Origin of the sequence: Marinobacter sp., from assembly GCF_046484525.1 — a bacterium.
Lineage (GTDB): Bacteria > Pseudomonadota > Gammaproteobacteria > Pseudomonadales > Oleiphilaceae > Marinobacter.
In genome coordinates this window covers 1-25,895 of record NZ_JAWOIS010000053.1, presented here as the reverse complement: position 1 = coordinate 25,895, position 25,895 = coordinate 1, and the positions used below count along the sequence as shown (strand labels likewise).

30 protein-coding genes and 2 pseudogenes are annotated in these 25,895 nt (G+C 55.8%); 11 read left to right on the top strand and 21 right to left on the bottom strand.

Going from position 1 to position 25,895, the window contains the following annotated elements; all coding sequences use genetic code 11:
- Window positions 1–619: 619 nt before the first annotated feature.
- From R6W86_RS11730 to R6W86_RS11720, 3 genes are all read right to left on the bottom strand, one after another.
- Window positions 620–1,924, bottom strand: a complete 1,305-nt coding sequence (locus tag R6W86_RS11730) for a ferric reductase-like transmembrane domain-containing protein (RefSeq protein WP_410329543.1) — start codon at window positions 1,922–1,924, stop codon at window positions 620–622.
- A gap of 20 nt (window positions 1,925–1,944) precedes the next feature.
- Window positions 1,945–2,874 (bottom strand): alpha/beta hydrolase, encoded by a 930-nt coding sequence (locus tag R6W86_RS11725; protein WP_410329541.1) that lies wholly within the window; start codon window positions 2,872–2,874, stop codon window positions 1,945–1,947.
- A 145-nt stretch (window positions 2,875–3,019) separates the two neighbouring features.
- Window positions 3,020–3,478, bottom strand: coding sequence for a hypothetical protein (locus R6W86_RS11720; protein WP_410329540.1), 459 nt, complete (start codon window positions 3,476–3,478; stop codon window positions 3,020–3,022).
- A gap of 137 nt (window positions 3,479–3,615) precedes the next feature.
- Here R6W86_RS11720 and R6W86_RS11715 point away from each other — a divergent pair, with 137 nt between their 5' ends.
- Window positions 3,616–4,212 (top strand): TetR/AcrR family transcriptional regulator, encoded by a 597-nt coding sequence (locus tag R6W86_RS11715; RefSeq protein ID WP_410329539.1) that lies wholly within the window; start codon window positions 3,616–3,618, stop codon window positions 4,210–4,212.
- A 187-nt stretch (window positions 4,213–4,399) separates the two neighbouring features.
- Here R6W86_RS11715 and R6W86_RS11710 read toward each other — a convergent pair whose 3' ends face one another.
- From R6W86_RS11710 to R6W86_RS11685, 6 genes are all read right to left on the bottom strand, one after another.
- Window positions 4,400–6,778, bottom strand: coding sequence for a DUF6351 family protein (locus R6W86_RS11710; protein ID WP_410329538.1), 2,379 nt, complete (start codon window positions 6,776–6,778; stop codon window positions 4,400–4,402).
- 175 nt (window positions 6,779–6,953) lie between these two features.
- On the bottom strand, window positions 6,954–7,943 hold the full coding sequence (locus R6W86_RS11705; RefSeq protein ID WP_410329537.1) for an aldo/keto reductase: 990 nt from the start codon (window positions 7,941–7,943) through the stop codon (window positions 6,954–6,956).
- Window positions 7,944–8,170: 227 nt separating this feature from the next.
- The gene (locus tag R6W86_RS11700; protein WP_410329536.1) at window positions 8,171–8,656 is read right to left on the bottom strand and encodes a hypothetical protein; all 486 of its coding nucleotides are present in this window, start codon (window positions 8,654–8,656) and stop codon (window positions 8,171–8,173) included.
- An 8-nt stretch (window positions 8,657–8,664) separates the two neighbouring features.
- On the bottom strand, window positions 8,665–9,045 hold the full coding sequence (locus tag R6W86_RS11695; RefSeq protein ID WP_410329535.1) for a DUF6152 family protein: 381 nt from the start codon (window positions 9,043–9,045) through the stop codon (window positions 8,665–8,667).
- Window positions 9,046–9,190: 145 nt separating this feature from the next.
- Complete coding sequence (locus R6W86_RS11690; RefSeq protein WP_410329534.1) at window positions 9,191–9,583, bottom strand: hypothetical protein; 393 nt, start codon at window positions 9,581–9,583, stop codon at window positions 9,191–9,193.
- Window positions 9,584–9,662: 79 nt separating this feature from the next.
- Window positions 9,663–10,142 (bottom strand): peptidylprolyl isomerase, encoded by a 480-nt coding sequence (locus R6W86_RS11685; protein WP_410329533.1) that lies wholly within the window; start codon window positions 10,140–10,142, stop codon window positions 9,663–9,665.
- Window positions 10,143–10,265: 123 nt separating this feature from the next.
- On the opposite strand from R6W86_RS11685, the gene R6W86_RS11680 reads away from it, so the two are divergent.
- Entirely contained in the window at window positions 10,266–10,871 is a 606-nt protein-coding gene (locus R6W86_RS11680) for a DUF938 domain-containing protein (protein WP_410329532.1), read from the top strand.
- Window positions 10,872–10,883: 12 nt separating this feature from the next.
- Here R6W86_RS11680 and R6W86_RS11675 read toward each other — a convergent pair whose 3' ends face one another.
- Window positions 10,884–12,653, bottom strand: a complete 1,770-nt coding sequence (locus tag R6W86_RS11675; RefSeq protein ID WP_410329546.1) for a DEAD/DEAH box helicase — start codon at window positions 12,651–12,653, stop codon at window positions 10,884–10,886.
- Window positions 12,654–12,948: 295 nt separating this feature from the next.
- Between R6W86_RS11675 and R6W86_RS11670 the strand changes: the two genes are divergently transcribed.
- Together R6W86_RS11670 and R6W86_RS11665 are read left to right on the top strand one after the other, a co-directional pair.
- Window positions 12,949–13,695 carry a class I SAM-dependent DNA methyltransferase gene (locus R6W86_RS11670; protein WP_410329531.1) on the top strand — a complete coding sequence of 249 codons (747 nt, stop codon included), beginning with the start codon at window positions 12,949–12,951 and terminating at the stop codon, window positions 13,693–13,695.
- Between the two features lie 192 nt (window positions 13,696–13,887).
- A complete protein-coding gene (locus tag R6W86_RS11665; protein ID WP_410329530.1) occupies window positions 13,888–14,337 on the top strand; it encodes an enolase C-terminal domain-like protein in 450 nt (149 codons plus the stop codon).
- 338 nt (window positions 14,338–14,675) lie between these two features.
- Here the strand turns inward: R6W86_RS11665 and R6W86_RS11660 are convergent, their stop codons facing one another.
- Window positions 14,676–15,584, bottom strand: a complete 909-nt coding sequence (locus R6W86_RS11660) for a bifunctional transcriptional activator/DNA repair enzyme AdaA (protein ID WP_410329529.1) — start codon at window positions 15,582–15,584, stop codon at window positions 14,676–14,678.
- A gap of 316 nt (window positions 15,585–15,900) precedes the next feature.
- Here R6W86_RS11660 and R6W86_RS11655 point away from each other — a divergent pair, with 316 nt between their 5' ends.
- Window positions 15,901–16,380 carry an EamA family transporter gene (locus R6W86_RS11655; protein ID WP_410329528.1) on the top strand — a complete coding sequence of 160 codons (480 nt, stop codon included), beginning with the start codon at window positions 15,901–15,903 and terminating at the stop codon, window positions 16,378–16,380.
- A gap of 53 nt (window positions 16,381–16,433) precedes the next feature.
- Here R6W86_RS11655 and R6W86_RS11650 read toward each other — a convergent pair.
- The 6 genes and pseudogenes from R6W86_RS11650 to R6W86_RS11625 form a co-directional block, all read right to left on the bottom strand.
- Window positions 16,434–16,544, bottom strand: a pseudogene (locus R6W86_RS11650) (cold shock domain-containing protein); the annotation flags it as partial.
- A 26-nt stretch (window positions 16,545–16,570) separates the two neighbouring features.
- Window positions 16,571–16,900: a thioredoxin family protein gene (locus tag R6W86_RS11645; RefSeq protein ID WP_410329527.1), complete on the bottom strand. Its 330-nt coding sequence runs from the start codon at window positions 16,898–16,900 to the stop codon at window positions 16,571–16,573.
- Window positions 16,901–17,122: 222 nt separating this feature from the next.
- Window positions 17,123–18,085, bottom strand: coding sequence for a 5'-nucleotidase (locus tag R6W86_RS11640; protein WP_410329526.1), 963 nt, complete (start codon window positions 18,083–18,085; stop codon window positions 17,123–17,125).
- Window positions 18,086–18,166: 81 nt separating this feature from the next.
- Window positions 18,167–18,697 carry a DUF2141 domain-containing protein gene (locus R6W86_RS11635; RefSeq protein WP_410329525.1) on the bottom strand — a complete coding sequence of 177 codons (531 nt, stop codon included), beginning with the start codon at window positions 18,695–18,697 and terminating at the stop codon, window positions 18,167–18,169.
- 35 nt (window positions 18,698–18,732) lie between these two features.
- Window positions 18,733–19,719, bottom strand: coding sequence for a fatty acid desaturase (locus tag R6W86_RS11630; RefSeq protein ID WP_410329524.1), 987 nt, complete (start codon window positions 19,717–19,719; stop codon window positions 18,733–18,735).
- 52 nt (window positions 19,720–19,771) lie between these two features.
- On the bottom strand, window positions 19,772–20,086 hold the full coding sequence (locus R6W86_RS11625) for a hypothetical protein (protein WP_410329523.1): 315 nt from the start codon (window positions 20,084–20,086) through the stop codon (window positions 19,772–19,774).
- 144 nt (window positions 20,087–20,230) lie between these two features.
- Between R6W86_RS11625 and R6W86_RS11620 the strand changes: the two genes are divergently transcribed.
- Genes R6W86_RS11620 through R6W86_RS11605 form a run of 4 tightly spaced genes read left to right on the top strand, consistent with a single transcriptional unit; the run spans window position 20,231 to window position 23,025 of the window.
- Window positions 20,231–20,575 carry a PBPRA1643 family SWIM/SEC-C metal-binding motif protein gene (locus tag R6W86_RS11620; protein WP_410329522.1) on the top strand — a complete coding sequence of 115 codons (345 nt, stop codon included), beginning with the start codon at window positions 20,231–20,233 and terminating at the stop codon, window positions 20,573–20,575.
- A 29-nt stretch (window positions 20,576–20,604) separates the two neighbouring features.
- Window positions 20,605–21,045 (top strand): DUF3010 family protein, encoded by a 441-nt coding sequence (locus R6W86_RS11615; RefSeq protein WP_410329545.1) that lies wholly within the window; start codon window positions 20,605–20,607, stop codon window positions 21,043–21,045.
- A complete protein-coding gene (locus tag R6W86_RS11610) occupies window positions 21,014–21,502 on the top strand; it encodes a hypothetical protein (protein WP_410329521.1) in 489 nt (162 codons plus the stop codon). Before R6W86_RS11615 ends, R6W86_RS11610 begins: the two co-directional genes overlap by 32 nt.
- The gene (locus tag R6W86_RS11605) at window positions 21,499–23,025 is read left to right on the top strand and encodes a choice-of-anchor X domain-containing protein (protein ID WP_410329520.1); all 1,527 of its coding nucleotides are present in this window, start codon (window positions 21,499–21,501) and stop codon (window positions 23,023–23,025) included. Before R6W86_RS11610 ends, R6W86_RS11605 begins: the two co-directional genes overlap by 4 nt.
- Window positions 23,026–23,118: 93 nt before the next feature.
- Here the strand turns inward: R6W86_RS11605 and R6W86_RS11600 are convergent, their stop codons facing one another.
- Window positions 23,119–23,466, bottom strand: a complete 348-nt coding sequence (locus R6W86_RS11600; RefSeq protein ID WP_410329519.1) for a transposase — start codon at window positions 23,464–23,466, stop codon at window positions 23,119–23,121.
- A gap of 14 nt (window positions 23,467–23,480) precedes the next feature.
- Here R6W86_RS11600 and ltaE point away from each other — a divergent pair, with 14 nt between their 5' ends.
- The gene (gene ltaE / locus R6W86_RS11595; RefSeq protein ID WP_410329517.1) at window positions 23,481–24,527 is read left to right on the top strand and encodes a low-specificity L-threonine aldolase; all 1,047 of its coding nucleotides are present in this window, start codon (window positions 23,481–23,483) and stop codon (window positions 24,525–24,527) included.
- 12 nt (window positions 24,528–24,539) lie between these two features.
- On the top strand, window positions 24,540–24,743 hold the full coding sequence (locus R6W86_RS11590) for a hypothetical protein (protein ID WP_410329516.1): 204 nt from the start codon (window positions 24,540–24,542) through the stop codon (window positions 24,741–24,743).
- A 9-nt stretch (window positions 24,744–24,752) separates the two neighbouring features.
- Here the strand turns inward: R6W86_RS11590 and R6W86_RS11585 are convergent.
- From R6W86_RS11585 to R6W86_RS11575, 3 genes and pseudogenes are all read right to left on the bottom strand, one after another.
- Window positions 24,753–24,998: pseudogene (locus R6W86_RS11585) on the bottom strand (metallophosphoesterase family protein); the annotation flags it as partial.
- A gap of 47 nt (window positions 24,999–25,045) precedes the next feature.
- Window positions 25,046–25,336, bottom strand: a complete 291-nt coding sequence (locus R6W86_RS11580) for a hypothetical protein (protein ID WP_410329515.1) — start codon at window positions 25,334–25,336, stop codon at window positions 25,046–25,048.
- 142 nt (window positions 25,337–25,478) lie between these two features.
- Entirely contained in the window at window positions 25,479–25,865 is a 387-nt protein-coding gene (locus R6W86_RS11575; RefSeq protein ID WP_410329544.1) for a DUF1294 domain-containing protein, read from the bottom strand.
- Between the last annotated feature and the right edge of the window lie 30 nt (window positions 25,866–25,895).

Sequence of the window (25,895 nt, the reverse complement as noted above, 5' to 3'; positions counted from 1 at the left end):
GTGGTTCCACATCAAGTGCTGGCAACACCGGTCAGGGGCCCCAGCGCCGCGCCCTTCGGGAGCCACTGAGAGCCTTGATAGCTGCGTTGCTCTGACTCGATTTGGAACCACCAAACCTTCGCCATCGCGCCTTGCTCTCAAGGCTCTCAGTGGCTCAGTAGGTCAGCGAATTAACCAGACGGGACACTAGTGAAAAATGCAGATTAATAAAGGTCGATAAACGTCAAAGTCAGAAGCAGAGCTAACGGCTTCTGCCTGTTACTACACTCACATTACGAGCCCATAAGGCCGCTCCAGAGCCGAGCGCACCTCACCAATGGAAAACACCCTCGCGAATTCCGCGAATCGCTGCCCGCCAAAGAGCACAAGAACCGCAGGGTTCGACTGCAGCAGTTCCGACAAGGCCTCTTCTGAGCAAACGCTGATCACCGTGACATCCTGATGAGCATGATGGGTTCAATCTTAATCCGCGCGTTCCATTCGACTGCAGTGAGCCCGGGATAATTGCCCAGCCCTGAATCAGCGCAACACAAAAACAAGAAGGACCAGGCATAAGGTGATGTTCAGCCCCCAAATGATCAAAGAAAGCCGTCGCCGCTGACTCACACGCCTGATTGGATTAGTCATAGCTGAACCGCTCCGCCAGGATACGGTGAGAGGGCGTTCCCCTCTTGATCAGGTGATCCTCAACAATATCCATCATGATCCCCGGCCCGCACATCACAAAGACCCACTCGCTGAACTCTTTCTCTGAAAAGACGCGATCCATTAACGCGGCATCGATGAAACCTGTCTCTCCCCGCCAATCGTCCGGCGGTTCCGACAGCACATAGACCACATCCTCATCACCCAACTCTTCATGATAGGCAATCTGCTCGATGATCCGGTTTCCATAGATCAGCTTCACCTTGCGCGAATCGCCGGTCAGGCGCATTTGCCTGAGTATGCCCAGCAGCGGAGCAAGGCCAACGCCACCGGCAATGAGAGCGACCCCGGGTTCAGTGCGACCATCGACAGAAAGATTGCCATAAGGGCCATCCAGATAAGCGACGGTTTCAGATTCTATCTCCCCAATGGTTCGTGTGAAGTCGCCAAGCTCTTTGATCATGAAGGAGACTTCCGGTCCGGCCGCCGGCGCTGAGGAAATGGAGAACGGGTTCTCTTTCATCGAGAAGGGGCTGTGCCCCACATTCAGCCAGACGAACTGCCCGGCCTGGTAATCAAGACCAGGATGACCGTCGGGGGTCACGGTCACTTCCCATTGCTTGGGCGTCAACCGGACGACGGAGGTCACGCGCCAGGGGCGCGCCTTCTTCATTAGGGGAACCACCAGGTAAACCATCAACAGTGACCCAACCGCCACGCCCGTCATGGCCAGCCACACCCAGGTCATCACAGGCTGCGATCCGTAACGCCCTGCATACACGGTATGGTGCAGCAGAAGAACCGCGATCAGGAGCGCACCGAGCCCGTGTAAAAGGCGCCATATCTCGTATCGGTAGCCCAGCTGGGTACGCCCGATGGCCATGACAACAAGGCCGGCAAGCAGCAGCCAGGCGACAATGCCTGTCGACAGATCGGAAAAATCGGTCGTGAGCGTCAATTGCCGTGTGGGATCCCATGGGCGCTCACCACCTGTCGGCGTCCCCTGGTAAAGAAACGGGTGCAACACAGCAAAGACCAGTGCCGTGCGGGCCATGATCTGGTGAAACCGCATGGTCACATCCATTCCGACGTCATTGGAGATGGCCTTGAAACGGCCGGACAGAATGAATTCCATGAGGATCATCGAGAAGGCAAGAATGCCAAGGCCGGAGGCCAGTTCCTGGTGGAATTGGCGTGGTGGTCCACCGACCCAGGCGGACAGGATCAACGGCAATGTGATAGCGACGAGGTAAGCAACGATCAGAAAGAGCGGTTTCATTTGGCTAGTGTCCCGCCTGGTTAATTCGCTGACCTACTGAGCCACTGAGAGCCTTTGGCAACGCGGTAGCAACGCCCAAGAAACTCAAGCTGATCTTTTAATGACTGAGCCAGAGCTTCACCCCGATAAACGTCAAAATGCCCGACCGGATAGTGCTTCACTTCCGAATTCGGCATTTTTTCGGCCGCTTTGGCTGCAGCACTAGCCGGAGCAACCGTATCGCGGTCGCAAATCAGCACCAGTGCCGGACACGTAACTTTGCTGGCCAAACGGGTGGGCCGGAAAAGAGGGATCGTATAACTCACGCCCGCAGCCACGTAGTTCGACGCATTCTCGGCCAACAGGGGCACATACCCCTCCTGGCAATCCTCAGCGGTCATCATGCCCAACTCCCCGGGACGGCCTGCAGATGCAATATACAGGGGAGACATCCCCAGCCCACGGCGAATCCAGTCTACCGTTCCGTGCCAGGTCAGGCGCATCGCCTGCATGATGCCGGCATAACCGACAACGCCCAGTAAAGATGCCAAACCATCCATCATCGGGCATTGGGAGATGGTGCACTGCACGTTTCCATCCTGTGCCGCGACTGCAATCACAAGCCCACCAGAAAACGACGTTCCCCACAGGCAAATGCGACCACCGTCGATTCGATCCAGCTGCCGCGCAAAATTCATTGCCGCCAGCCAGTCAGCCACTTCCTTGCTGGGGCTCAGGGTCTGGCGTGGCTGGCCATCACTGTCCCCGAAATGCCGGTAGTCAAAGGCAAAGACCGCATAGCCCGCCTTGCAGAAGGCTTCTTTAAACGGTGCAAGACCACTGGCGTGAGTCAGCCCAAAACCATGCGCCATCACGATACATGGCAAATTCCTGCTGTCGGCATCCGGTGTATAAAGCACACCGCGACAGGTTGTACCCTGGCTCGGGAATTCCAGTGGCGTTTCGATCATTGCTCGGCTCTCATACGTGAAGGTTGAGAATCACAGGATAGCTCATTGATTCAATGATGGGGTCCGTATGGAAAACCGACGAAAACCGGGACAGACTTGTTTACCCCAATTTGTCCCGGTTATCGCAAACTGCAGGCAATATCACTTATTCGACCTGATTTCCGTGATTCCAGAAGCCCCAGAACACCATAACGGCAACCACCACCATCGCCACCGAGAGCGATGACAGGGCTATGGCAATAAGGCCTTCTTGAACCGCCGAACCCTCAAAGCCCGCACCAGCCATGGGCATCATGGATACGCCTGCACCAATAAACCCGGCAGACAGCGTGGCCAGCCAGTTGGTGTAAGTACCGAATACCGCGAGACCAAATGCGATTCTTTCGGCTGTGCGCCCAAGCCGAAGCTTGGGCCAGATCACCCCCAGCACAATCAGCACCACTCCGTTCATGATGCCCTCAAGGTGGCTCGACAGCCCCATTCTGGCATTCTCCATTAACGGCAGTAGAAACCCTGTTAACAGTCCCATGAGAAACAGGATGATACCGAGTTGGTACAGTCTGCGCTCGCGGTTGGTGACGGCCGGCAGAGATGCGTTATTCATAAGTTATCCCTCTGATTGTAGTCAGGGAGACCCGTCCCCGACTCGCGTTCCACTCAATTTAAGAATACACTGTGTATATTCAATACGAGAGATTATTCCTCGTTCGCGCACCTGTCAATATTGAGTGTACAGACTGTATGTCGATTAAATCCCCGAAACGTAGCTACCGAAAAACCACCCGGGCAAAACAAGAAGAACAGACCCGGCGACGAATTACCGAAGCGGTCGTTGAGTTACACCGAACGGTCGGGCCAGCGCAGACAACCATTAGTGACATTGCAAACCTGGCGGGGGTCGGCCGCGTGACGGTGTACAAACACTTCCCTGATGACTCCGCGATGTTTCGTGCCTGCGGTGATCACTGGATTGCCGATAACCCACCGCCGGACTTTGCTCAGGCACTCGCAGAGCCGGATGAGTTAAAGCGCGCTGCCGGCGTGCTCCGATTGCTTTACGACTACTACCGCCGCACCTACGACATGATGGGAAAAGTGATGCGGGATGCGAAGACAATGCCCGCCCTGGCGGATGTGGTTGAAAACGGATGGATGAAGCTGCTGCGGAGCCTTGAGGACGGGTTGATACCAGCCGGGAAGCAAAGCGCCAGCGCAAAGCGTTACCGCGCAACGCTCCGGGTAGCTATGGATATCGATACCTGGAGCACAATCTCCGAAGTGGGTCTTGATGACGAATCGGCAGCAGAGCTGGTGTGCCAGTGGCTGAAGGAAGAATGACATTACCTTTTGCACCTGTGGCACCAACGGTCTCTTTGCGCCTTCTGATCGGCGGCATATCCACGGCGACTGCCAAGGGCCTGGTGTGGCCTATTGGCTCCGGCTGGCCAATGGATGTCCCCGTTTTAGTTATTGAATCCAGTAAGGGCACCCCGAAGGGTGCCCTTGGCGGTTCCAGAATATAGTCTCAGCCCGCGGGCCGACCCTGATCGGGCTGGCTGTAGTCGCAGACCCCGTCCGGGAAAATCTCGTTCAGACGGGTGGTTTCCTCCGCTGTAAACGAGACTTGCCCATAGGTACCGTCCGATAAAGCAGTATTTACCGATTTCAGGCTGCACTTGAAAATGCTGCCTTCAATGGGGCCACCCGCTTCCATCCTCGACGTGGTGTAGGTCTGGAACCGGTTGGTACAGGTCCCCGCCGCCTCATCATCCAGGATGCCGTTCCACACGGTTTCGCCGGCATCGATTAAACTGCCGTCCGTGTTGAAGCAGGCGTCCTGGGCTTCCATCGGGCGGTTAGCGGCGATGCCCAACTCCGGATTCTGCTGAATGTTGGTGATCCAGTCGTGCAGTACTTCCAGCGCCATCCAGGTCTGATTGAATTCCTCCCGGGGTTCCGGTTCATCCGGATCTGAGTAGTCCGTTGGCCGGGTGTCCGTGAACCAGATAACCTGATTGCCGGCATCGCCCATCCGGTTAACGATGCGCTGGCGGGCGGAGAAGGACTGATGACTGTTATGCATATCCAGCACCTCCTCCAGATAATGCCGCCAGTCGATGACCGGCATATTCAGCTGACCATCAAACACCAGGCCAGAGTTATAAGCGGCGCGGATGGCCTCCACATCACCCTCGGTGCGGGGGGCAGGTGTCGCTCCATCGTCCGGGCTCAGATTCATGTTACGGGAACTCCAGGGATCAAAGGTCGTCGGATCCGCCAATACGTCGGAAACCGAGCCCAGGAACGGAAAGCCCTCCTGGACCATTTCAGAAGGTTGCTTCCATCCCCCCACCTGAGCGTTCAGCTTGAGGAACTCCTGCTTGGTGACCTTGCCTTCCCTGAGAGCCTCGAGGCCATACTGGACACCCACGTTGTCGAACAGAGTACGGGGTTCCCCGTTTTCATCCACGCCGTAGATGTTTTTTGCGTCCGAGTAGTGAGTCCAGCGCACATCGTCCATCACACCTTCCGGCTGCATCAGTTCCTGATTCTCAGCCCAGCCAAAGTGCGGATTCATCACAAGAGGCGTCAGCCCACGCCAGGCCGGAATGCACTCGGTCATGCCGGGCGCGGTGCTATAGCCCAGCATCTGTTTGATCTGGGCAAACGGATCGGGATACCGATCGTTGGAATTCAGGCCCACCAGCCAGCTTCGGTTGGACGTAGTCTGCCATCGGGGATTGCCCCGGTCGGTGGCATCCATGTAGTACTCCAGCAGCTCACAATCCCCGATGTGAATGGTCTGAGTCACCATGTCCGGATAGGAATACTGGGGCACACCGCCATCCAGCAGGTCCGGGTGGTTCTGGGAGTAGACATACTGCTGGATGCCACCACCAGAGCCGCCGATCGCCACGGTATAGTCCGGAACGCCGAAGCGCTTGATGAAATGCTCCTTCACCATGAGCGCAGTCTCACCACCCACTTGCAGGTTGTAATGGGGGCTGGTGCGAGTCCCGGTGGAATAGATCACGGCATAGCCCTTCTGCAACGTATCCGGCTGCAACGCCCGGCTGTTGCTGATGGATCCCTGGGAATGGCCAATACCGACACCGCCCTGGAAGTGGAACAACAGCCTCCCGTTCCAGTTAGCGGTAGACGCTCCCCAGGGCTCGTCGCCGGCTTCGGCAAGGGTTGCGAAACTGTAAATGAAGCGGTTGATGGTGCCTCGCTCCTGGCGAACGATAAAGTCCACGGTGCGGCCGTCCGTCAGTTGCGCTGAGGCCATATCATCCGGACGGCTGCCGTCATCCGGCAATGGCGCCCAGCTTCCGCCGGTGGTGCGGTATAAAAACGTGACATAGGATTCGATGGAGCAGTCCCGGCTCAGGCCAATCTGGCTGCCCTGCTCATCGAGGACGGGAAAACCCGTGTCGCCATCGGTATCCACAAGAGGCTGCTTGCCCAACTCGGTGGTAACGGTACAGACAAACGGGTATTGCTGGGGCCCGGAGAAAATGGGACCAGTGACGGGGTAAACCGTGAGATCGACGGACGCCAGCGGCCCCTGCCTGCGATGGTGGAGTTCCAGCCGGTTCTCGCCTTCCCGAAGGCCGGACACCAACACCTCATGCCCATGGCGCCCGGCGCGGATCTCCGGATTGACGGGCTGACCGTTCAACCAGAATCTCAGTTGTCGCAGACGTGACTGCACCGCCGGCTCTGACTCCAGGGGGTGGCCCTTGAACAAGACCTGCACCAGCACATCCGTACCGGACACCTGGTCCGGCGCGCTGGAAAGCACTTTCAGATCGTAGTGGGGGTTGGCCGCATGGCTCGTGACCGGCAGCCATGCCAACGCCAGGATGATAACCAGGGGTGTAAACAGCAGTTTCAAACGCATGGTGAATTCCCTCTCTCCTAATTATTGTTTGAGAAGCGCATTCACCAATATGGCCCAGCCTGTACAAAAAACAAACATTCCATGGCAGTCGGAGCTCCGTCCGGCCCCTGGAAGACAGAGACATTCACGCTATGGACACTGCGATCCTGGTTTGGGCCCCGTCCCTTACCGCAAATTACCGAGTCGGCGGCGCCATAAACTCGGGCCCGACGGGATCATCAATACACCTGGCCAGGATGTCATCGATTGCGGCCATCGCTTCCTTATCCAGCGACCAACCTTCGATATCGTCGACCGGGTCCAGCTGTTCCGGTCTTCTCGCACCCCAAAGCGCGGTTGTGACACCGGGCTGATCCACCAGCCAGCGAAGTGCCAGCGCCAGTACATTTTTCTGATACCGCTCGCGGGCAAACGCATCCAGCTCAGCCACGGCATCCAGGTATTGGCGATAGCGATCACCCTGAAACTTCGGATCGTTCTTCCGCAGATCGTCACCGGTGAACTGCGTGTCCTGCCGCATCTTGCCGGACAACAAACCGCGGCAAAGTCCGCCGTAGGTGATGGTCGCAATGCCGTTTTCCCGACAATACGGAAGAATCTCCTTCTCGATCTCCCGTTCAAACAGGTTATACGGGGGCTGCAAACTGTGCAGGGGCACACTCTTCTGCAACTCGTCCATCTGCGACGGCGTGAAGTTGCTGACACCAATGGCCCGAATTTTCCCGGCCTGGTAGAGGTTCTCCAGCGCCCGGGCGGTCTCTTCCATGGGCGTCTTCGGATCCGGCCAATGGACCTGGTAAATGTCGATCCGGTCCGTCTGAAGGCGTTTCAGGGAATCCTCGACCTCCCGTTCTATACGCGCAGCAGTCGCGTCCCGCCAGACCTTGTCCTGATCATCGTTCCAGTTCAGAGCCACCTTGGTGGCCAGAGCAACCTGATCCCGCCGGCCATTGGCCAAGGCCTTGCCCACGATCTCTTCAGAGCGCCCGAAGCCGTAGACCGGTGCCGTGTCGATCAGACCAATGCCCTTATCGATGGCCCGGTGGATGGTATCGATGGACTGGGCTTCGTCCGTTCCGCCCCACATCCAGCCACCAATGGCCCAGGTACCGAGCCCGACCGGTGTGACCTGAATGTCTGTGTTTCCGAATGTTCGCGTCTCCATGCTTCCTCCTGTTGCCTTGAGAACCACTTGGAGCAAATGCGGCTTTATAAATGGTTCGTACCACAAACATGCGAGGGAGAGCGCGTGAATTCAACCCCAGGAGTGTCATGCTCAGGGGTCTGATGAACTCGTTCATCTGACCCCAAGTTCAGCACACCCCCAAGCTCTCGGTTAAAACCGGGACAGACTTATTATTCGATTCATGACTATTGACCGGCAACGCGAGCTCAAAAGTATCCCAACAGCCGGCCAAGGATCAGCACACTGCTCCACACCACCAAAGACAACACGGCCCCTGCCCTCAGGGACGGGGGCATGCGAGCCTTCATCGGGAGGCTCGGTATATCCTGGCGCATCAACACCCGCCCCAGAATTAACGCGTTCGACACACCCAACAAGACAAGCACTATCTTCACCTGGAACAGCGGCGACCGGGCATAATCCACGGCCGCTGTGGCGAATAGAAGCGCACCACAAACAACCGCCAACCCCAAGCCAACCGCCGACGTGATTCGAAGCACATCGACAAACACCATCACAGGGTAGTTGCGCCAGAGCCCCAGCAAACGTAAATCCAGCGGCACAATGCCGCCTACCAGCATCGAAACCCCGAGAATATGCCCGGCATTTACCAGCGGGTACATGAATGTGGAGTTGCGCAGGGCCGAGACAAAGGCCAAATCCTCGACGGCGACCAGCGCTTGTTCAATCATCCCCGGGATCAGGACTTCCGGCCGGGATACAGATCGTAATCCTTCCCGTCGATCACAACCCGCTCAGCCTTGACCAGCCGTTCGCCTTCTTTCGCGGAGCGATGACCATGCACAGTAATTTCGCGGCCCTCGCTCAACATCTCTTCAGTGAGCCCAACCCGGTCGTTACGCCAGGGCTGGCCAACTTCCACAACCCAATCCTCGCCATCCACACTTATGGTGACTTCGCCATGGGGATTACCAAGCCGCACGGACTGGATGACACCGGTGATTTCAAATTCCTCGTCCGTTGCCCAGGCCCAGCCGTGATGAGCCTGCGCGGACGAGGCAGCGAGAAAAGCAGCAAGAACAGCAAAACAGAGCAGGTAGGTAAAACGAAGATGAGGCATACACAGTCCTCTTATCGCGTTTTCGTCAGGGCAATCATTCAAGCATTCATCCATGCTCAGTCAGATTTACGAGACTCCCCTCTCATCAGACTAGAACAAGTACCACACAGATGCATGCCCTCTGCGCCGACACTCGTCGTGATCGTCAGTTGCGTTCCTTCAAGACCGAGTAGATGCCGCGAACGGCGGCAACGTCTGACGCGTCAGATTCGGTCAAGTCCTCCAGCAATTCCAGAACCCGCTTTTCATCATTACTTCGAAGACCCGGCCAGAACACATAGGGAATGACATCCGGATTCCGGATATAGAAAAGCGCGGCTTCCTCCGGTTTGGCGGTATCGCCCCGAAGCCCGACGGTAAATCGCTGTCCTTCACTGTCCACCAGTGTAACCACCAGCGATTTTTCAGACTTCACTTCCCGAACTTCACCAACGGTGATGGGTGCCTCAAGAGCAGGGACGGAAGTAATGTAATACTGAACACCGATAAACCCCAGAAGGACGACTAACAGTACCGCCAGGGCGATTGATTTCATCATGAATACAGCCTGACTACGTTGAGATGGTCGACCGGGACGCGTCTGCCCAGTAAATCCGGGGTTGAGAGCTTTTAACCCTTCAATGATGCCCACCCGGCCCATGCGCGTGGCCGTGCGCTATCTCTTCCGGATCCGCGGCGCGGACTTCGAGGATTTCGATATCGAAGGTCAGGGTTTTACCGGCCATCGGATGGTTGGTGTCGACATCGGCAAACTTGTGGCCGACCTTGGCGACGACCACATGGCGCGGGCCCTGCTCGGTTTGCACCTGAGCGATCATGCCCGGCTTCCAGCGTTTTGCACCGATCAAATGCTTGATCGGCACGCGCTGTATGGCATCGGCCTTGCGCGGACCATAGGCTTTTTCCGGAGTGACAGTGACACTGAAGCTCTCGCCGGCCTCGCGCCCTTCCAGAGCTTCTTCCAGGCCTCGGATAATGCCGCCGTGACCATACAGGTAGGCGTTCGGTTCGCCGCCACGGGAGCTTTCAACAACGTTGCCCTGGTCATCACTGACGCTGTAGTGAAACAAGACCACCTGATTCTTTTCGATTGGCATAGGGTTCTCCGCGACGGTTCAAGATATGCCATTATAACCAGCAGCGGATTTATTCTCAGCTAATCACCAAAGTATCGGGTAGCGGCAGCCACCGTCGCTACCCCATAGAGGAGATGTAACCCGATGACCAACGACCTGCCCTATTCCCAGGCCTGTGAAAACAACAAGGCCCCGATCCTGGAGAAGCTGCAGGCAATCTTTAATGCGCCGGGCAAGGTCCTGGAAATCGGGACACTCACCGGGCAGCACGCCGTGCTTTTCGCACAGGCCATGCCCCACCTGCAGTGGCAACCGAGTGACCATCCCGAGGCGGCTCATCTGTGTGGTGCCCGGCTGGAGCAGGCCGCCCTGCCCAATATCCTGCCCGTCGTTGAACTGGACGTAAGCGATGCCAACTGGCCGGTCGACACCTTCAAATGGGTGTTCTCCGCCAATACCGCCCACATCATGTCCTGGAGCGAAGTCGAACAGATGTTCCGAGGTATCGGTGAGCGCCTGCCAGAAGACGGTGCCTTCTGCCTGTACGGCCCTTTCAACAATCAGGGCGAGCACTCCAGTGACAGCAACCGTCGTTTTGATCAGCACCTGAGAGCCCAGGCCTCCCATATGGGCATCCGGGATCTGACCGACCTCCGTGCTCTGGCGGAATCGGCCGGGATGACGCTTGCTGAAAACCACCCCATGCCGGCCAACAACCGGCTACTGGTGTTTCGGCCCGGCTCGCCTTAACGCTTCCGGGCGTTACGTTTCATACGCCTTTCGATAGTTGCCCTGATAATCAAAAATCCGTTCCTGCACCTGCCAATAGTGTTTCTGCTTGCGGGCAATCACAAAATCCGGTGCCGGCAACAAGGCTTGACTCTCAAGCACATTATCCGCCGTGGTGAACGCTTTCGGGGCCTGGCTATTCGCGAAACGACGCCCAAACAGCTTATTAAAAACCTTGCGCTGGCCTGGCTTGCCGAAATCAAACGACTCGCTGAGTTCCTCTCCATCTTCACCGTGATAGGTGATCCTCAGTTTGCCGCCATTGACACTCAATGTGATCCCCGCGCAACGAATCACCATGGCGTCCCTGAGCTTCAGCGCATCTCTCAGCTGATCATCCGGGTCGATGATGGCTTTCTGGCACTGCCCGCAGTTTCGGGCCGCAATATCATTCTCGCCACCGCAGTGTGGGCATTCCTTGAAACGAAAACGGTAATCACACTGTTGCGGGCGCCCGTTCTGCACGGCAGATTCCCCCTCGTCCGCAGGCTCCAGCAGCCCCTGACAACGCCGTCCATAGTGCTCGATCACACGGCCGCCACTGTCCGTTTTGCCCCAGAAGATATTGGCAAAACCACAGCCCGGGCAGAACACCTGCACCGGCTCACTGTCGGGGTTCGGTTTCGGCTCCCCTACCTCCGGGTGATGCAGGTTCACACTGTTGCCCGCGTAATCAATCACCAGACAGTCCCGTTTGCCTTCGTCCAGACGAAGACCACGGCCCACGATCTGCTGATACAGGCTGACCGACTGGGTAGGACGAAGAATGGCGATAAAGTCCACGTGGGGTGCATCGAAGCCAGTGGTGAGTACGGACACATTCACCAGATACTTCAACTGCTGATGTTTGAAGCGCTGAATCAGCGAGTCCCGATCCTTCAGAACGGTCGAGCCGGTCACCAGGGCGGTTTCATGCTCCGGCAGATAGCCGGTGATCTCCCGCGCATGCTCCACCGTGGCCGCAAAAATCATCACCCCTTTGCGGTCGGCGGCCAGCTCCATCACCTGCTCAATGATGGCCCGGGTCACGCGTTTATGTTTGCTCAGCAGCTGGTTTACGTCCTTCTCGGCGTATTCGCCAAAGCGGTCCCGGGCCAGCGCGGAGAAATCGTATTGCGCCACCGCCGCGTTAACCAGCTCGGGCCGGGTGAGATACCCCCGGTTAATCATGTAGCTCAACGGCAGTTCGTAAATGCAGTGCTGAAAGGGCTTATCCTCTTCGCTCCGGACAAAGCCCCGGTAGTGATAGCGATAGATCCAGCCCATGGCCAGACGATAGGGGGTGGCGGTTAGCCCGAGCACCTTGAGGGCGTCATTCTGCTGCCGCAGCAGCTCGATGATCCGTTGATACTGACTGGTTTCCTCACCGCTTACCCGATGGCACTCATCGATGATGACCAACGAGTATTCATCCCGGAACTGATCCAGATTCGCCGAGACGGACTGCACACTGGCAAAGGTCACCTGATGCCGGTTTTCCTTGCGCTTCAGCCCGGCGGAGAAGATGCCGCCTTCCAACCCATAACTCTGGTATTTGGCATGGTTCTGCTCCACCAGCTCTTTGACGTGGGTCAGTACCAGAATCTTGCGCCGGGCAAGATGGGCCAGCTCGGCGATGACCAGACTCTTACCCGCGCCGGTTGGCAGCACGATGACGGCAGACTCATCGGATTTTCGGAAATGCCTCAGCGTGGCATCCACCGCTTCCTGCTGGTAGGGCCGCAGCGTGAAAGGCGCATTCATTTCGTGGGGCCTATTAGTTGCCAAGACTCTCTTCACGCCGGTGGTGTCGACATCGGCAAACTTGGGGCCGACCTTGGCGACGACTACATGGCGCGGCCCCTGCTCGGTTTTCACCTGGGCGATCATTGTAGTGAAACAAGACCACTTGATTCTTTTCGATTGGCAAAGAGTTCTCTGTGACGGTTCAAAGTTCGCCATTATAACCCGCAGCGGTGCCAGAAACGATTGTGAACACCGGCGAACTGATTGCTATACTGCCGGCCAGCCGCCTATCCCGCCCGCCCAGTGAGCCGTCATGCAACCGTCCACCAAGCTCTACACCGACCTCTCCGGTTATTACGATCTGATGTGTGCCGACATCGACTACCCGGAACAAAGCAGCGGCGTGCGCAGGCTTAACCAGCTGTTCGGAAACGGCGGTCGCACTCACCTGGACCTGGCTTGTGGAACCGGCCCCCACATTCGGCATTTCCTCGACTTTGGCTACCAAAGTCAGGGCCTGGACATCAGTCAGCCCATGCTGGATAAAGCGAAAGCGCGCTGCCCTGAAGCCGAGTTCACCCTGGGCGACATTGGCAGTTTTGCCTTTGACCAGCCTTTCGATCTGATCACCTGCTTTCTGTATTCCATTCACTACAGCAATGACATCGACCACCTGAAATCCTGCATCACCAGCGTCCACAATGCCCTGCAGGCCAATGGTGTGTTCTGCTTCAATGCGGTGGACAAAAACAAGATCAACAACAACCTGTTCGTAACCCATACCGCAGAGCACCAGGGCGATGCCTTCACATTCAGCTCGGGCTGGCACTACCGCGGCCATGGCGAGCAACAGTCTCTCAAGCTGTGCATCAAAAAAAACACGCAAAATGTCAGCGAGACCTGGAAGGACGAGCATCCCATGGTGGCGTTGGGCTTCCAAGAGCTTGCACAGCTGCTGGAACCCTATTTCGAGGTTCACATATTCGAGCACGACTACGGCAAAATAGAGCCTTGGGACCGGCAGTCCGGAAACGCGCTGTTTGTTTGCGTAAAGAGCTAGAGCAAAATAGAAGACCTGGCGCTGGGGCGGCCTACGGAGAGAGCACCATCAGGAAGCCTTTCGCATAAAGGGCGCCAACCATTTGCGCTTAGCCTTCTCCACCAGATCACGAGCATCGTGATTCCGCTATCCATTCGTACACCGGTGAACTAACTTTGTCTCATCACAGTTACAGGCAGGGCGGAGTGGCTTATGCGCATTGAGCGAATGGCGGTATACACGGCGAGTCTGGAATATACCGGAAAAGCTTATGCCTTTGCTGGCGGCCGGTCCCATCAGGTCTTCGAGACAACGGTTGTTGCCCTTTCAACAGACACGGGGCTGGAGGGCTATGGTGAGGTGTGCCCCTGCGGCCCCAACTACATGGCAGCTTTTGCCGAAGGCCTTCCGTCCTGCCTGTCACTACTGGCATCTGACGACGCCTGGGGCAGTGGCATCGCGACAGCGGCCTATGCGCACCTCGCCGCCAGCACTTCCCCCAGAGCCTTGCTGAACACCACTGATTTGCACAACTACAACAAAGTGCAGCTTGCCACGGGTGCCCCGGAAGTGGCGAACGGCCGAATGTGGCTCAGTGATCGCCCCGGGCTCGGCGTGGTACCGGACTTTACCTTGCTTTCCTTACGGGATGTCTACGAGTAGGCACGGGCCGTCACGACCTGCCAGTCGAAAGCCATACCAACAGGCCAGCCACCCCGAAAAGAAGCACGGCAAAATGGACAACCAGGCTCCTCCGGGTAGTTGGGGCGGGCTTTCTGGCGAAACGGAAGTAATCCTCACCAAACAGCCCCACGCCGCAGCCCTCACAGTAGTTTTTTGAGTAGGAAACCCTAAGCTCAGATGGCTCAAACGTTTTCCGACAACTGTAACAAGCAGGCTTAAACATTTCGGGCTCCGGCAAAACGTGTTTGAACAGTACTACTGAGGTTTTCCATGGACCAGATAACGCATAAATAAATCTCAAGATCCTGTGGCCAGCATCAGTCACCCCGCCGTTTCCTCTCCGCATCTAGCAACGCCCGCTTTCGCTCCAATCCCCAGCGATATCCACCAAGCCCCCCATCGCCCCGCAACACCCGATGGCAGGGAATCAACACGCCAATACGGTTTTTGCCGCAGGCGGAGGCAACTGCCCGCACCGCTTTGGGTTTGTCGATCTTCGCGGCCACCTCGCTGTAACTGAGCACCTCGCCTTCCCGAATGCTCAACAGGAATTGCCATACTTTCATCTGAAACGCCGTACCTCGCATATCCAGCGGCAGATCCGGCGCGGGGGCACCCTGGCTGATGTGCTGATCCAGGGCAGCCATCCAGGCATCAAGCTCTGGAGCATCCTGGGCCGGCGAGGCGGTCATTTCGGCATTGGGGAATTCCGCTTTCAGACGGCCGAACAGTGAGGCCTCATCGTCACCAAACTGCACAAAACAGACGCCCTTATCCGTTGCTGCCATGGTCATCAGGCCTAAGGCGGTGAAGCGACACGCGTAGACTATGACTTCACCTGCTCCCCCGTCCCTATAGGCCTTGGGCTGCATTCCGATATTGCGGGTCGCTTCCCCATACACACGGCTTACCGAGCCAAATCCTGATGCAAAAATTGCATCGGTCACCTTCTCACCGCCTTTCAGAGATTGCTTGAAGCGGCGCATCCGCAACGCATCCTGATAGGTTTTGGGGGAGACGCCAAAAGCTTCCTTGAATTGTTTCTGCAGCCTGGAGGAAGACAGCCCCGCTATCTCCGCCAACCTAAGCAGAGTCAGCGGCTCATCTGCGTGCGCTTCAATATGGCGTGCCACCCTCACCAGCCGTGCCATCCGTGGATGCCCATCGAAGGACTTGTCTCCAGCCTTGAAGGCAGCACGCACTTCCTCTTCCGATGGCATCGACATGACCTAACCCTTCTTTCAATGTGGACAAGGCTAGTACAACGGACCTTGCCAGGCTTTTCCATCCGAATATTGCCCTTTTTGCTCTCAGCCGTTCCCCTACCTGAATGGGACCAAGTCTGGCGACAAGAATCGGATGTTTCGAGTTTTGATAGCCCAATATGCTGGTTCCAAAAGGAATTGATCTGGGCTGGCGTCCATCCTTAACGCTGCCACGCCCCTCTTCACTGTTGTCGTTGCTGGCACTTTGTTACCAGACGAGCGAGCCACACCACTGAAGCTCGTGGGCGTGGTGATTGGCTTCATAGGCGTTATGGTAATGATCGGCCTACCTGCAGTTACTGGAAGCAATAGCTTGCTGGCCCAAGTCGCCATAATTGCGGCAACGGTGTCCTACGCATTCGCAGGTGTCTATGGCCGACGATTCAAAGCAATGGCGATCAGCCCCATGATTACAGCAGCAGGGCAGGTCACCGCATCTGCACTCGTGCTGACACCGATCACCCTGGTTGTCGACGGCGTTCCGGATATTACCCAAAGCAGTCCGGAAACCTGGGGAGCCACCGTCGGGCTTGCCGTGCTTTCGACGGCAGTGGCCTATATTCTCTACTTTAAAATACTCGAATCTGCAGGGGCCACCAACCTGCTAATGGTGACTTTGCTGATCCCTGTCTCAGCGGTAGTGCTCGGTTCACTGGTTCTCAGCCGTACGTTGGCCACCCCGACGCCCGGAGCAATGCTGGCGCCCACTTTTGCCGCTCCAGCATACTGGAACCGCCCTGCCCTCAGCCGGCCCTGATCGTCCTTCGTGATGCTGTAACTCACCTTGCGATCGGAAATCGGTCGGCCCCGGCCCGTATAACTGCTGATATGAGCAAACACCCGTTCACCGCCGCCTTCCGGCGTAATGAAGCCAAACCCCTTGGCGTCGTTCCATGAGGTGAGTAACCCTTTCTGATTCACTGCACTTTTCCCTTGGAGCGGTAAGTTCACATCAAGAGTCCATAAGGCCGCTCCAGCGCCGAGCGCACCTCACCAATTGAAAACACCCTCGCGAATTCCGCGAATCGCTGCCCGCCAAACCACAGCTGGACCACAGGCAGAGAAAAAATACCGCGGGCCGCACACACCGGCGCGGCAGCTTCCTGGCAATCAATGTAGGCCGTCACCAGTTTCGGGAACTCGTCATTCGCGAGCTTTTCGAGTTGGGGCTTGATGGCCTGACAGACACCGCAGTGCGGTCCGCCAAAGAGCACAAGAACCGCAGGGTTCGACTGCAGCAGTTCCGACAAGGCCTCTTCTGAGCAAACGTTGATCACCGTGACATCCCCTTGCGAGCCAAACTACCCAGAGAAAAATTCAGCTTTGTGAAAAGCGCCCGCCGCTTCTCGAAAAACTCCGGATGGTTGAGGTGGCCATGCTTACGGTAAATGTCCTGAGTGACAGCTGAGGCAGCCCGCACAAAACCGGGCACAATCACCCCGAGTTCTGAGCCATCAGAGTAGCGGCCCAAATAGCTCTGTCCGGGTTTTCCCGGTTTTCTATTTTTGCTCAGAATCCTTCAACGGCGACCCGGACCTGTAAGGCACCTTCCCCGCAGGGGTATATCTGGCAGCAGGCTCCAGATGCACATCCTGATCATCGAAGAAGATGTGCGCCTTGAACGCCTTAATGATTTTCGATTTATCCAGCCCGCCCAGGAAAAAAATCTCATCCACATACACCCCCCAATGCCGCAGGGTTTTGATGACTCGCATTTCAGCCGGGCTATTTCTTGCGGTAATGATGGCCACACGAACGGGTGAAAAGTCGACCTTGTGAGGAAGCCGGTCCTGCAAACGCGAGAGCTTCCGAAGCAGCGTTGCATAAGGTCCATCGTTCAGGGGATTGTCCTGCTCTCTATCCTCAGCCGAATGAAATCCTTTCAGGCCCTCGGCCTTGAACACGATTTCACTCTCGTCACTGAACAGCACCGCATCGCCATCGAAGGCGATTCGCACCTGGCCATCGGGAATGGCTTCCATATTGGCGGGTGGCTCCTTCACCAGAGCCACGGCGCAACTGTCGCTATCAATAACCCGCTGCGCATCTTTGGTATTGGTGGTCAGGAACAGATCCACATCGTAAGCTTCCAGATAATCCACCACGGACTCACCACCGGTGAACGCGGAGCGTGTGATATCCAGGCCGTACTCGCGAATGTTGTGAAACACTCGCACCCCGGTTTCCGGGCTGTTGCGGGACATCACCACAACTTCCACCAGGGGGGCTTTGTCGCCGGACTGAAACTGGTTCAGGGAGAGAAGGGCCTTCACCAGATAAAACCCTGTGCCAGGCTTTAGCCCATCGGACTCACGGGCCGCCATGTATTCACGGTACTCTTCGATGGCCTCTTCACGATTGGATTCGAACTTACGACGAAATACGGAATCCGCCTCGCTCAGATCGAACAACGCCGTTGCCGAGATGCCAACCACCAAGGTATCCGATAAATCGTAGGGCATGGGAAATCCTTATAGGTGATTTCAGCTGTGCGCAATTTCTTAGGCGCGAAAATAAATCTGTCACAGTTTTCCCACAGGCCCTCAATAATCCAATCTAATAGTCAGATCCAGATTTTGCCCATCGTACGAAAAGCTTGCGGCCTCAAATGAAGGCGCACTCATCCCAGCCTCTGCGCCGCTTGAAAAACCATAACCTTCCGTGGGAATCCCCAGAAAGTTAGTGTTGAGCTTGCCATCCATATTCTCATCATGGATGACAGCCAACGCATACGTTCCTGACGGAATATCGAGGAAGCTACAACGTGCCTTCGTGTCTCGGATCTTCATCATCATTATATGGGTCGCGGACTTTAGAAACTCAGTGGGGAAGCCCGCTGGCGATTCGAAAAGTGCGCAAGCTACAGTCCCCGTGCTGTTTTTAATGTTCGGAATGTTCACATGAATTCCTGGACATGATGGTTGGGCGAAGACAATGGCGGGAAGACTCGTAAGCGCCAGCACAGATCCCAATGCTACATACCTGACCCTCATGGCGCACCGAATCACGGCAAGCATCGCGGTGGAGGTCAATGCGGTTTTCCGATTATTTGATTTACCCATCTGCATCCTCATAGCTCTGATCTCCCAGACTTGGGCCCCCACTTTCGCTAGGGGAAGGCGACCATCTTTTGCTGGCTTTCGTCCCAAAGTTTGAGCCGGAAGCTGTGCAGGCTCTGCCGCAAGGTCAAAGGCTCTTTGGCGCGCACAGCGGAAACCTCGTTGTAACACTCGGGCAAACGATAATTGGGAATTCGGGAATTAAGATGATGGATATGGTGATACCCGATGTTCGCCGAAAACCAGCGCAAAATACTCGGCAATTGATAGAAGGAACTGCCCTCCATGGCGGCCCGCAACGGATCCCAGTCACCTTTTCGGGCCCAGTAACCGCCTTCGAACTGGTGCTGAACGTAGAACAGCCAGATGCCGCCCATACCCGCCAACCACAACACAGGCAGCTGAATCAGTAAATAAGCCTGCCAACCGATCGTTTGGGCGGCGATCAGGAATACCCCAACGATAGCAAGGTTCGTGAACAGGACGCTCTTACGCTCTTTTCGCTGCACTTTCCGACTCGGCAGCCGGTTGCTGAGCAGGAAATTGAAAATGGCGCCGAAGCCCAGGAGCACCACCGGATTACGGTAGAGCCTGTAAAGCCAACGATTAAGCCTCGGCAACTGGTTGTATTCGCGTAGGGTGAGCGTCCAGATATCACCAAAGCCTCGGGTATCGAGATTGGCGTAGCTGACGTGGTGACGAAGGTGGCTGAGGCGCCAGTCGTCGAATGGCGTAAACACGAGGACCCCCAACAGGCGCCCTACCCAGGTGTTGGCACGCGTTGATGGCAGGAACGAACCATGGACACAATCATGGAACAAAATGAAAAGGCGGACCAAAAACGCGGCCGCCACCAGCGAGAGTGCCAGTGTCCACAAATAGGAAAAATCGTGCCGAATAGAGAGGATCATCAAGTACCACAAGCCGGCGTAAGGAACCAGTGTATTGATAAGCTGCCAAATCGCCTTGCCGCGGCTGGGGGTGCGGTACGGATGCAGCGCCGGACGCGCGTCCGGCCATGAGGAGTTGGTTCGCATGTCGCCTCCATTCGATTTTTCACGGTACTCAGGCCATTGAGACCCTTTGCGCTCAGCGCAAGCAAACACCGATCAAAATGCGTTTAATCCTTAGAATGAAGATTTGACTACTTATCAACCATGTTATGACCTTTGACCCCGTCAGACAATCGCGTGCCGGTCCAGTTTTTCCTTGATCCACCGATGCGCTATAAAACCGCGCCTTGGGAGTTTCAGGCCGGAACAGTGCCGTACTCAACAGCAGAACAAACGCTGCCAGTACAAACACCTTATTCACAAACCACTTCGTGCGCCAGATGGACCACTCCGGCTCCGCCAGGAACCAGATGAACACAATGGTGAAGATCAGGATCTCAACCACAGACACGCTAAATAAATCTGTCCCGGTTTTCGGTCCCGGTTTTCCGGCCCGCCTCAGAAAATTATATCTCCCTATATCGCCGTTTCCGCAAGCATGCTAAAAGACTCCTCCCAGCAGTAGCTCGGGTATTCTTCCCACCAGGATATCACCATGTCAGATAAATTTTTCTTCAAGGGCCGGCAGGACGCACGCCAGCACCACACCGCTTACGGCGGGTTTCAGACCAACGCCAGCCATAAGAGTGGCAGCAGGAAGTATCCGTTAACGCTGGTGGTTACCAGTGATGCGCGCAAGCAGGAGGTTGAGGCACAGGTGGCCAAGGCGAAACTGCACGCGAATATTTCGGTGGATACCCGCGAGGGCGCCGTTGAATCCATCAACGAGCTCACCGCTCTCCTGAATAAAGGAGGGACGGTCACCACGATAAAATCGCCCTCCCGAAACGACCTCTGCACCTGCGGAAGCGGTATCAAATTCAAGAAGTGCTGTGGCTGACGGCAACCGGGGCATAGAGGGCAATGGCTATGATTGTTTGCGGGGTTGAGCTGACTGGCAGCGATGCGGTGGTGTGTTTCCTGAATATGGACAGAGGGCAGTTCAACCTGCCGGAGTGCAAGGTGCGCAAACTGACACTGCCGAAAAACCATAGCCGTGAAGATCTGCAGCGGTTCCAGGCGGCCTTTGCGGCGTTAATGGCCGAGTACGGGGTCACCAGTGTCGCGATCAAAGAGCGGATGCCAAAAGGCAAATTTGCCGGTGGTGCCATCAGCTTTAAAATGGAAGCGGCCATTCAACTGATCACCGATATTGAGTTGACGGTGACCATGCTACCCCCGGCACTGATCAAGTCCACCCTGGCATCCAACCCGCTGCCAATTGCTTTTGCCGATACGGGTTTGAAGGCCTTTCAGGAAGCAGCCTTTATCACAGCCTATGTTGGACAGCTGCACGGTCATTGCTCCTGAAAGGTGGGTTCTGACAATTAATCTGGCTTGCCTGGGCACCAGCCTCTTCCTGCTTTTGAACCATCAGAGTTACGCCGACGCTGATAGCAATGGAGATCTGTACGTTGATGTTAACGAGGTCGAAGGCAACCAAATCCCAGCGGAGTTTAAAGGCGTGGATACGCTCCAGCATGCAAATTTCTTATATCAGTTAATTTATGAGAATGAATCGGTGGAGTGGGGTACGGAACTTGCCACCGTTCATGGGATTCCGATGCTTGTCACGGTAGTAGTTTATGAGCCGTCAACTCCCAATCCGAATGACACGATGGTGAGCGTGCGTAGCGCTAACGGGGTTCCTGATGCGGTTAGCGAAACCAGCTTACAGGGAAAGAATCACGGAACCATTCTTGATACGGAGGCGCAAAGTCAGGCACTTCATATTGGGACATCAACTCTGGGATGGGGCGCAAAATGAAAAAAATTATCTTGCTAATTGGCTTAATGTTGGCATCCGCAGTCACGGGAGCCGCTCCCATGCTGCCCCTTGTGCAGTCTTTTCATATTCCGAGTGGGTCAGTCGTCCAGGATAGTTTTCACGTCGAGAATCGCTCCGTAAATATGATGGCGGTTAATGTTGATTCAAACGGCCTTACTATTTTGCTTCCGGACGGTACTGCAATCGATGAGAGTAACTCCTCCAGCTATGCGTTTACATGGACAAACTCAGAAAATCCTTCAAACGGGGTAAACACTGTTTCGGTTACATCGGAAGATGCTCCGGTGGGTGACTATGGGTTTATTGTTTCATCGGACTCTAACGCTTCGGTATTTTCAGTTACCGAAACCCCTTCTCCATCATTTTCGACGTTTATCGGTTCTGAACAATCGACTGCTGAACCCGGCAGATACTTTGCGATTGCTATGGCACTCACAAACAGTGGCTCACCCGCCCTTGGCGCAGCAATATCTGCCGAAATTTTAGATGATGATGGTTTAGTTTTAGATACCCTCCAACTGGCAGATGACGGGACCGCCCCGGATTCCAGACAAAATGATGGTGTCTATACTGCCGTTAGCTCTGTGGCTCAGGAGGGTAAGTGCAGTGTCCGCTACGTCGTAGAATGGTCGGGGCACAAAGGACGCGTGGTTAAGCCCCTGCGTGTTTCATCGTCGACGTTTGGTTTGTCTGGCGAATTTGACTCCGAAACAGTAGACGATAACGGAAATGGACTGGTCGACTCCCTGAAGCTCACCTTTATCGAGAGCCAGGAACGAGATAATGCTGAACATACCATTACTGCCCGACTTACCGACGCGGATGGACAAACAATAGATGCCGCCCGAGCTGTCTATAGTTCCAATGAGCCACTCAGCGTCGAATTCAGTGCTGAAAGTCTGAAAAAGCTTGGAGAGCACCCGTGGACAATTAGCTTCGTCGGTTTGATGAGAATCGCGGAACCCCTTGGTTATCTGACTGATATCGGAACTGTTAGTGTAGATCCCTCTGACATTGAATCTCCTGCTCTGACTGTCACAGGTGTGATCAATGATCGGGGAGTCGATGAGAATGATGACGGCATCTTCGAGAAACTTGAGGTTTCAGTAGAAATCATCACCCGCGAAGCGGGCTATTATGGCCTGTCGACTGATTTACGAGGTAGCGAAGACGAGCTTGTCAGTGATGATGGCAAAACAAGCATCTACCTTTCAACAGGCTCTAACACAGTGGCGTTATCCTTCCTGGGAAGTGATATCGGTGGCGCAGGGGCAAGTGGGCCATTCAAGGTTAGCAATTTTCTGATCTATCCAAACTTCAACTCCAGAGAGGAGGTAGCCGATCTGATCGATTATGTGGGAGACACTCGGGCTATAGCTGCTCTCAGTTTGTGGGATGTGGTTCCGATATGCAGACTGATAAAGGTCGATAAACATCAAAGCCAGAAATCCAGCTCATTTACAGAGGTTGGATTTCTGGCCTGCGCTGGCGTTGCAGCCTAGCGGAATCCAAGCCACTAACCGAGTTAAACTCTTCTACCCCGCTACTGCGATCGCATAACGAGCCCATATGGCCGTTCAAAAACCGGGACAGATTTATTTTTTACAGAGCGAACCACTGCGTTTTTCGAGGGCATTCACAAAACAGGTCTGTCGACCAGCCAGACGCTTCATTAATTGTGGGATTGCAGTCAGGTTGTCTTCCGCCTGGACGAGCAGATGAACATGGTTCGTCATCAGGCAGTAGCTGAACACCTCCAGCTCATAGACCTGCTTCCATTCCTGAAGGTTTGCCAGGTAGTACTCAAAATCACGGCGTTCGACGAACACTGGTTGGCGGTTATGACCGCGTTGAACAATATGATGGGGAACACCGGGCACAATCACCCTGGCTTGTCTTTGTATCAGATTTGCCTCAGGCTCCAGATTTCCAGACCCATTCACAAGATACTGTCCCCATGATCGACTTCCGCAGCGATACCGTAACCCGCCCCTCCGCCGAAATGCGCGACGCCATGGCCAGCGCCGAGGTAGGGGACGACGTTTACGGAGACGACCCAACCGTTAACAGCCTGCAGGCCTACGCTGCCGAACGGCTGGGCTTCGAATCGGCGCTGTTTACAGCCACCGGCACCCAGGCCAACCTGCTGGCGATCATGAGCCATTGTGGCCGGGGTGATGAATACCTCTGCGGCCAGTCGGCACATAACTACCGTTACGAAGGCGGTGGCGCGGCCGTGCTTGGCAGTGTTCAGCCGCAACCCATCGAGAACGAGCCGGACGGCAGCATCAACCTTGAGAAGGTCAAGGCGGCCATCAAGTCCGACGATTTCCATTTCGCCCCTACCCGCCTGCTGTCACTGGAAAACACCATTGGTGGCAAAGTGTTGTCACTGGACTACCAGTGCCAGGCCCGCGCCCTTTGTGACGAGCACAATCTGCTGCTGCACCTTGATGGCGCCCGGCTATTCAATGCCGCGGTGAAATCCGACTGTGACGTGACCGAGATCACCAAGCACTACGATTCGGTCAGCGTCTGCCTCTCGAAAGGACTGGGCGCACCTGTGGGTTCGCTACTGCTGGGTTCAAAAGCCTTGATCGAACGGGCAACGCGGCTGCGTAAAATGCTGGGGGGTGGCATGCGCCAGGCTGGGATACTGGCCGCTGCCGGGCGAATCGCTCTGGAGAAAGGGCCACAGCGGCTGATTGAAGACCACGAAAACGCGGCATACCTGAGTGCTGGCCTTGCGGGAATCCCGCAACTGGAGATCAACCCCGACAGCACCCAGACCAACATTGTCTACGCCCGATGCCGCTCCGGCAAAGCCGTGCAACTGCGCGACTACCTGACTGAACAGGGCATCCTGATCACGGCGGGAACCCCCATTCGTTTCGTGACCCATCTGGATGTGAACCGCCAGGATGTAGACCGGTTGCTGGCTGCCATCCGGCGCTTCTATCAGCTCCAGGAGGCACCCATCGCAAAGCCAAAACGAAACACCTGAGGCCCCCACCCCATGGAAACCACAGATATCCTCCTGGCGCTGATCTTCGGCTGCGTCGGTTTTGGGTACTTCATGTACGGGCGACGCAAGCAGAACATCGTCACCCGTTACTGCGGTATCGCCATGATTCTGTACCCCTACCTGGCAAGCAGCACCTGGGAAATGCTGGCAGTGGGTGTCGGGCTGATGGTGGTGCCGCGGTTTGTAGAGCTTTAGGGGATGGCTGAGCCGCCCCACCGTGATCGGCAGAGTAAAACGCCGGGGCCCGGCGCCACCTGGATTGAAATAAAGCACATCGCCAACCCGCTCATTACGGGGTTTGTGGGAATGGCCGGCGATCTCCTCCAGCGCATCCAGAACCTCGTCCCGCCCCACGTCACCGGCATGAAGGATCAGATCCGAGCCTTTCAAAACCTCCAGGGCTTCGGGACGCATTTTACTATGGGTGTCTGCGATCACTCCGATTTGCATGTTTACGCCCCTTTGAACCGCTCAACGACGTCCAGGCCTGTCTGTGATCAAGTTTCACGGAGAATGGAAATACCGTTGACCTCAGTCACCGTTTTGGCATCCGCACGCTCAATGATTTTCAGGAGGGTGGATTGAATGGTTTCGTCTTCCCGGGCATCACCCCCACTCACAAACGTTTGCTTCTGGGGTTCCGCGCCCTCTTCCTCGGTATATGAAATAACAACCTCGCTGGCTGAATCCGGCGTTTTACCAAAGTACTCCAGCGAAACTAACGGATAGCCGTGAAAGCCCTTCTTAACCTGCTTTGCAATACGCTTCTTTGCTTTATCCACGTGCATAATCGGAGCCTTTCGCTGCGTTTGTTATCTGGGTGCACATGGGCACCCAGTTGATACCATGCGCCATAACTGATGCTGGTATGAGACAGGCGTAACCTCATATTCGACAACGACCGGAGTAATCTCAAGGTTTCTCCGTTGTCTACTGCCAGACAACCGGCTGCAAAGACTTCGACAAATCAAAGCCCAACTGCTGGCGCAAACTCATCGCCTCCGGGGCCAAAAGTAGCCACCCCAGAGCGCCAAGATTGGACAAGACCGCCAGCCAGAAAACGAACTGATAGCTGCCCTTCCGCGTCTTATGTCGAAAAGCCTGCTGGGCCACCAGTGCACCGGGCCAACCACAACACAGCTCGAAAAGGTGCAGCGTATTCTCTGCGATGCGTTGGCCAGCCCGCTGCGCTGCCTGCTTATCGATCCAGTACATCACGAATGACACCAGACTCACCCCGCCGTAGGCAGCCAGAATAGAGACCGGCATATACCTCTGATAGAGCAGTCCGGCCAGAGTGATGAAAAACAACAGCACCACAGCAGCCGCCACCCAGAACCCTGGGGC

What these genes read in the sequence shown, in the direction of transcription:
- R6W86_RS11730 (WP_410329543.1), bottom strand. Translation starts at nt 1,924, where the DNA reads ATGAAACCGCTCTTTCTGATCGTTGCTTACCTCGTCGCTATCACATTG.
- R6W86_RS11725 (WP_410329541.1), bottom strand. Translation starts at nt 2,874, where the DNA reads ATGATCGAAACGCCACTGGAATTCCCGAGCCAGGGTACAACCTGTCGC.
- R6W86_RS11720 (WP_410329540.1), bottom strand. Translation starts at nt 3,478, where the DNA reads ATGAATAACGCATCTCTGCCGGCCGTCACCAACCGCGAGCGCAGACTG.
- R6W86_RS11715 (WP_410329539.1), top strand. Translation starts at nt 3,616, where the DNA reads ATGTCGATTAAATCCCCGAAACGTAGCTACCGAAAAACCACCCGGGCA.
- R6W86_RS11710 (WP_410329538.1), bottom strand. Translation starts at nt 6,778, where the DNA reads ATGCGTTTGAAACTGCTGTTTACACCCCTGGTTATCATCCTGGCGTTG.
- R6W86_RS11705 (WP_410329537.1), bottom strand. Translation starts at nt 7,943, where the DNA reads ATGGAGACGCGAACATTCGGAAACACAGACATTCAGGTCACACCGGTC.
- R6W86_RS11700 (WP_410329536.1), bottom strand. Translation starts at nt 8,656, where the DNA reads ATGATTGAACAAGCGCTGGTCGCCGTCGAGGATTTGGCCTTTGTCTCG.
- R6W86_RS11695 (WP_410329535.1), bottom strand. Translation starts at nt 9,045, where the DNA reads ATGCCTCATCTTCGTTTTACCTACCTGCTCTGTTTTGCTGTTCTTGCT.
- R6W86_RS11690 (WP_410329534.1), bottom strand. Translation starts at nt 9,583, where the DNA reads ATGATGAAATCAATCGCCCTGGCGGTACTGTTAGTCGTCCTTCTGGGG.
- R6W86_RS11685 (WP_410329533.1), bottom strand. Translation starts at nt 10,142, where the DNA reads ATGCCAATCGAAAAGAATCAGGTGGTCTTGTTTCACTACAGCGTCAGT.
- R6W86_RS11680 (WP_410329532.1), top strand. Translation starts at nt 10,266, where the DNA reads ATGACCAACGACCTGCCCTATTCCCAGGCCTGTGAAAACAACAAGGCC.
- R6W86_RS11675 (WP_410329546.1), bottom strand. Translation starts at nt 12,653, where the DNA reads ATGAATGCGCCTTTCACGCTGCGGCCCTACCAGCAGGAAGCGGTGGAT.
- R6W86_RS11670 (WP_410329531.1), top strand. Translation starts at nt 12,949, where the DNA reads ATGCAACCGTCCACCAAGCTCTACACCGACCTCTCCGGTTATTACGAT.
- R6W86_RS11665 (WP_410329530.1), top strand. Translation starts at nt 13,888, where the DNA reads ATGCGCATTGAGCGAATGGCGGTATACACGGCGAGTCTGGAATATACC.
- R6W86_RS11660 (WP_410329529.1), bottom strand. Translation starts at nt 15,584, where the DNA reads ATGTCGATGCCATCGGAAGAGGAAGTGCGTGCTGCCTTCAAGGCTGGA.
- R6W86_RS11655 (WP_410329528.1), top strand. Translation starts at nt 15,901, where the DNA reads ATGATCGGCCTACCTGCAGTTACTGGAAGCAATAGCTTGCTGGCCCAA.
- R6W86_RS11640 (WP_410329526.1), bottom strand. Translation starts at nt 18,085, where the DNA reads ATGCCCTACGATTTATCGGATACCTTGGTGGTTGGCATCTCGGCAACG.
- R6W86_RS11635 (WP_410329525.1), bottom strand. Translation starts at nt 18,697, where the DNA reads ATGAGGATGCAGATGGGTAAATCAAATAATCGGAAAACCGCATTGACC.
- R6W86_RS11630 (WP_410329524.1), bottom strand. Translation starts at nt 19,719, where the DNA reads ATGCGAACCAACTCCTCATGGCCGGACGCGCGTCCGGCGCTGCATCCG.
- R6W86_RS11620 (WP_410329522.1), top strand. Translation starts at nt 20,231, where the DNA reads ATGTCAGATAAATTTTTCTTCAAGGGCCGGCAGGACGCACGCCAGCAC.
- R6W86_RS11615 (WP_410329545.1), top strand. Translation starts at nt 20,605, where the DNA reads ATGATTGTTTGCGGGGTTGAGCTGACTGGCAGCGATGCGGTGGTGTGT.
- R6W86_RS11610 (WP_410329521.1), top strand. Translation starts at nt 21,014, where the DNA reads ATGTTGGACAGCTGCACGGTCATTGCTCCTGAAAGGTGGGTTCTGACA.
- R6W86_RS11605 (WP_410329520.1), top strand. Translation starts at nt 21,499, where the DNA reads ATGAAAAAAATTATCTTGCTAATTGGCTTAATGTTGGCATCCGCAGTC.
- ltaE (WP_410329517.1), top strand. Translation starts at nt 23,481, where the DNA reads ATGATCGACTTCCGCAGCGATACCGTAACCCGCCCCTCCGCCGAAATG.
- R6W86_RS11590 (WP_410329516.1), top strand. Translation starts at nt 24,540, where the DNA reads ATGGAAACCACAGATATCCTCCTGGCGCTGATCTTCGGCTGCGTCGGT.
- R6W86_RS11580 (WP_410329515.1), bottom strand. Translation starts at nt 25,336, where the DNA reads ATGCACGTGGATAAAGCAAAGAAGCGTATTGCAAAGCAGGTTAAGAAG.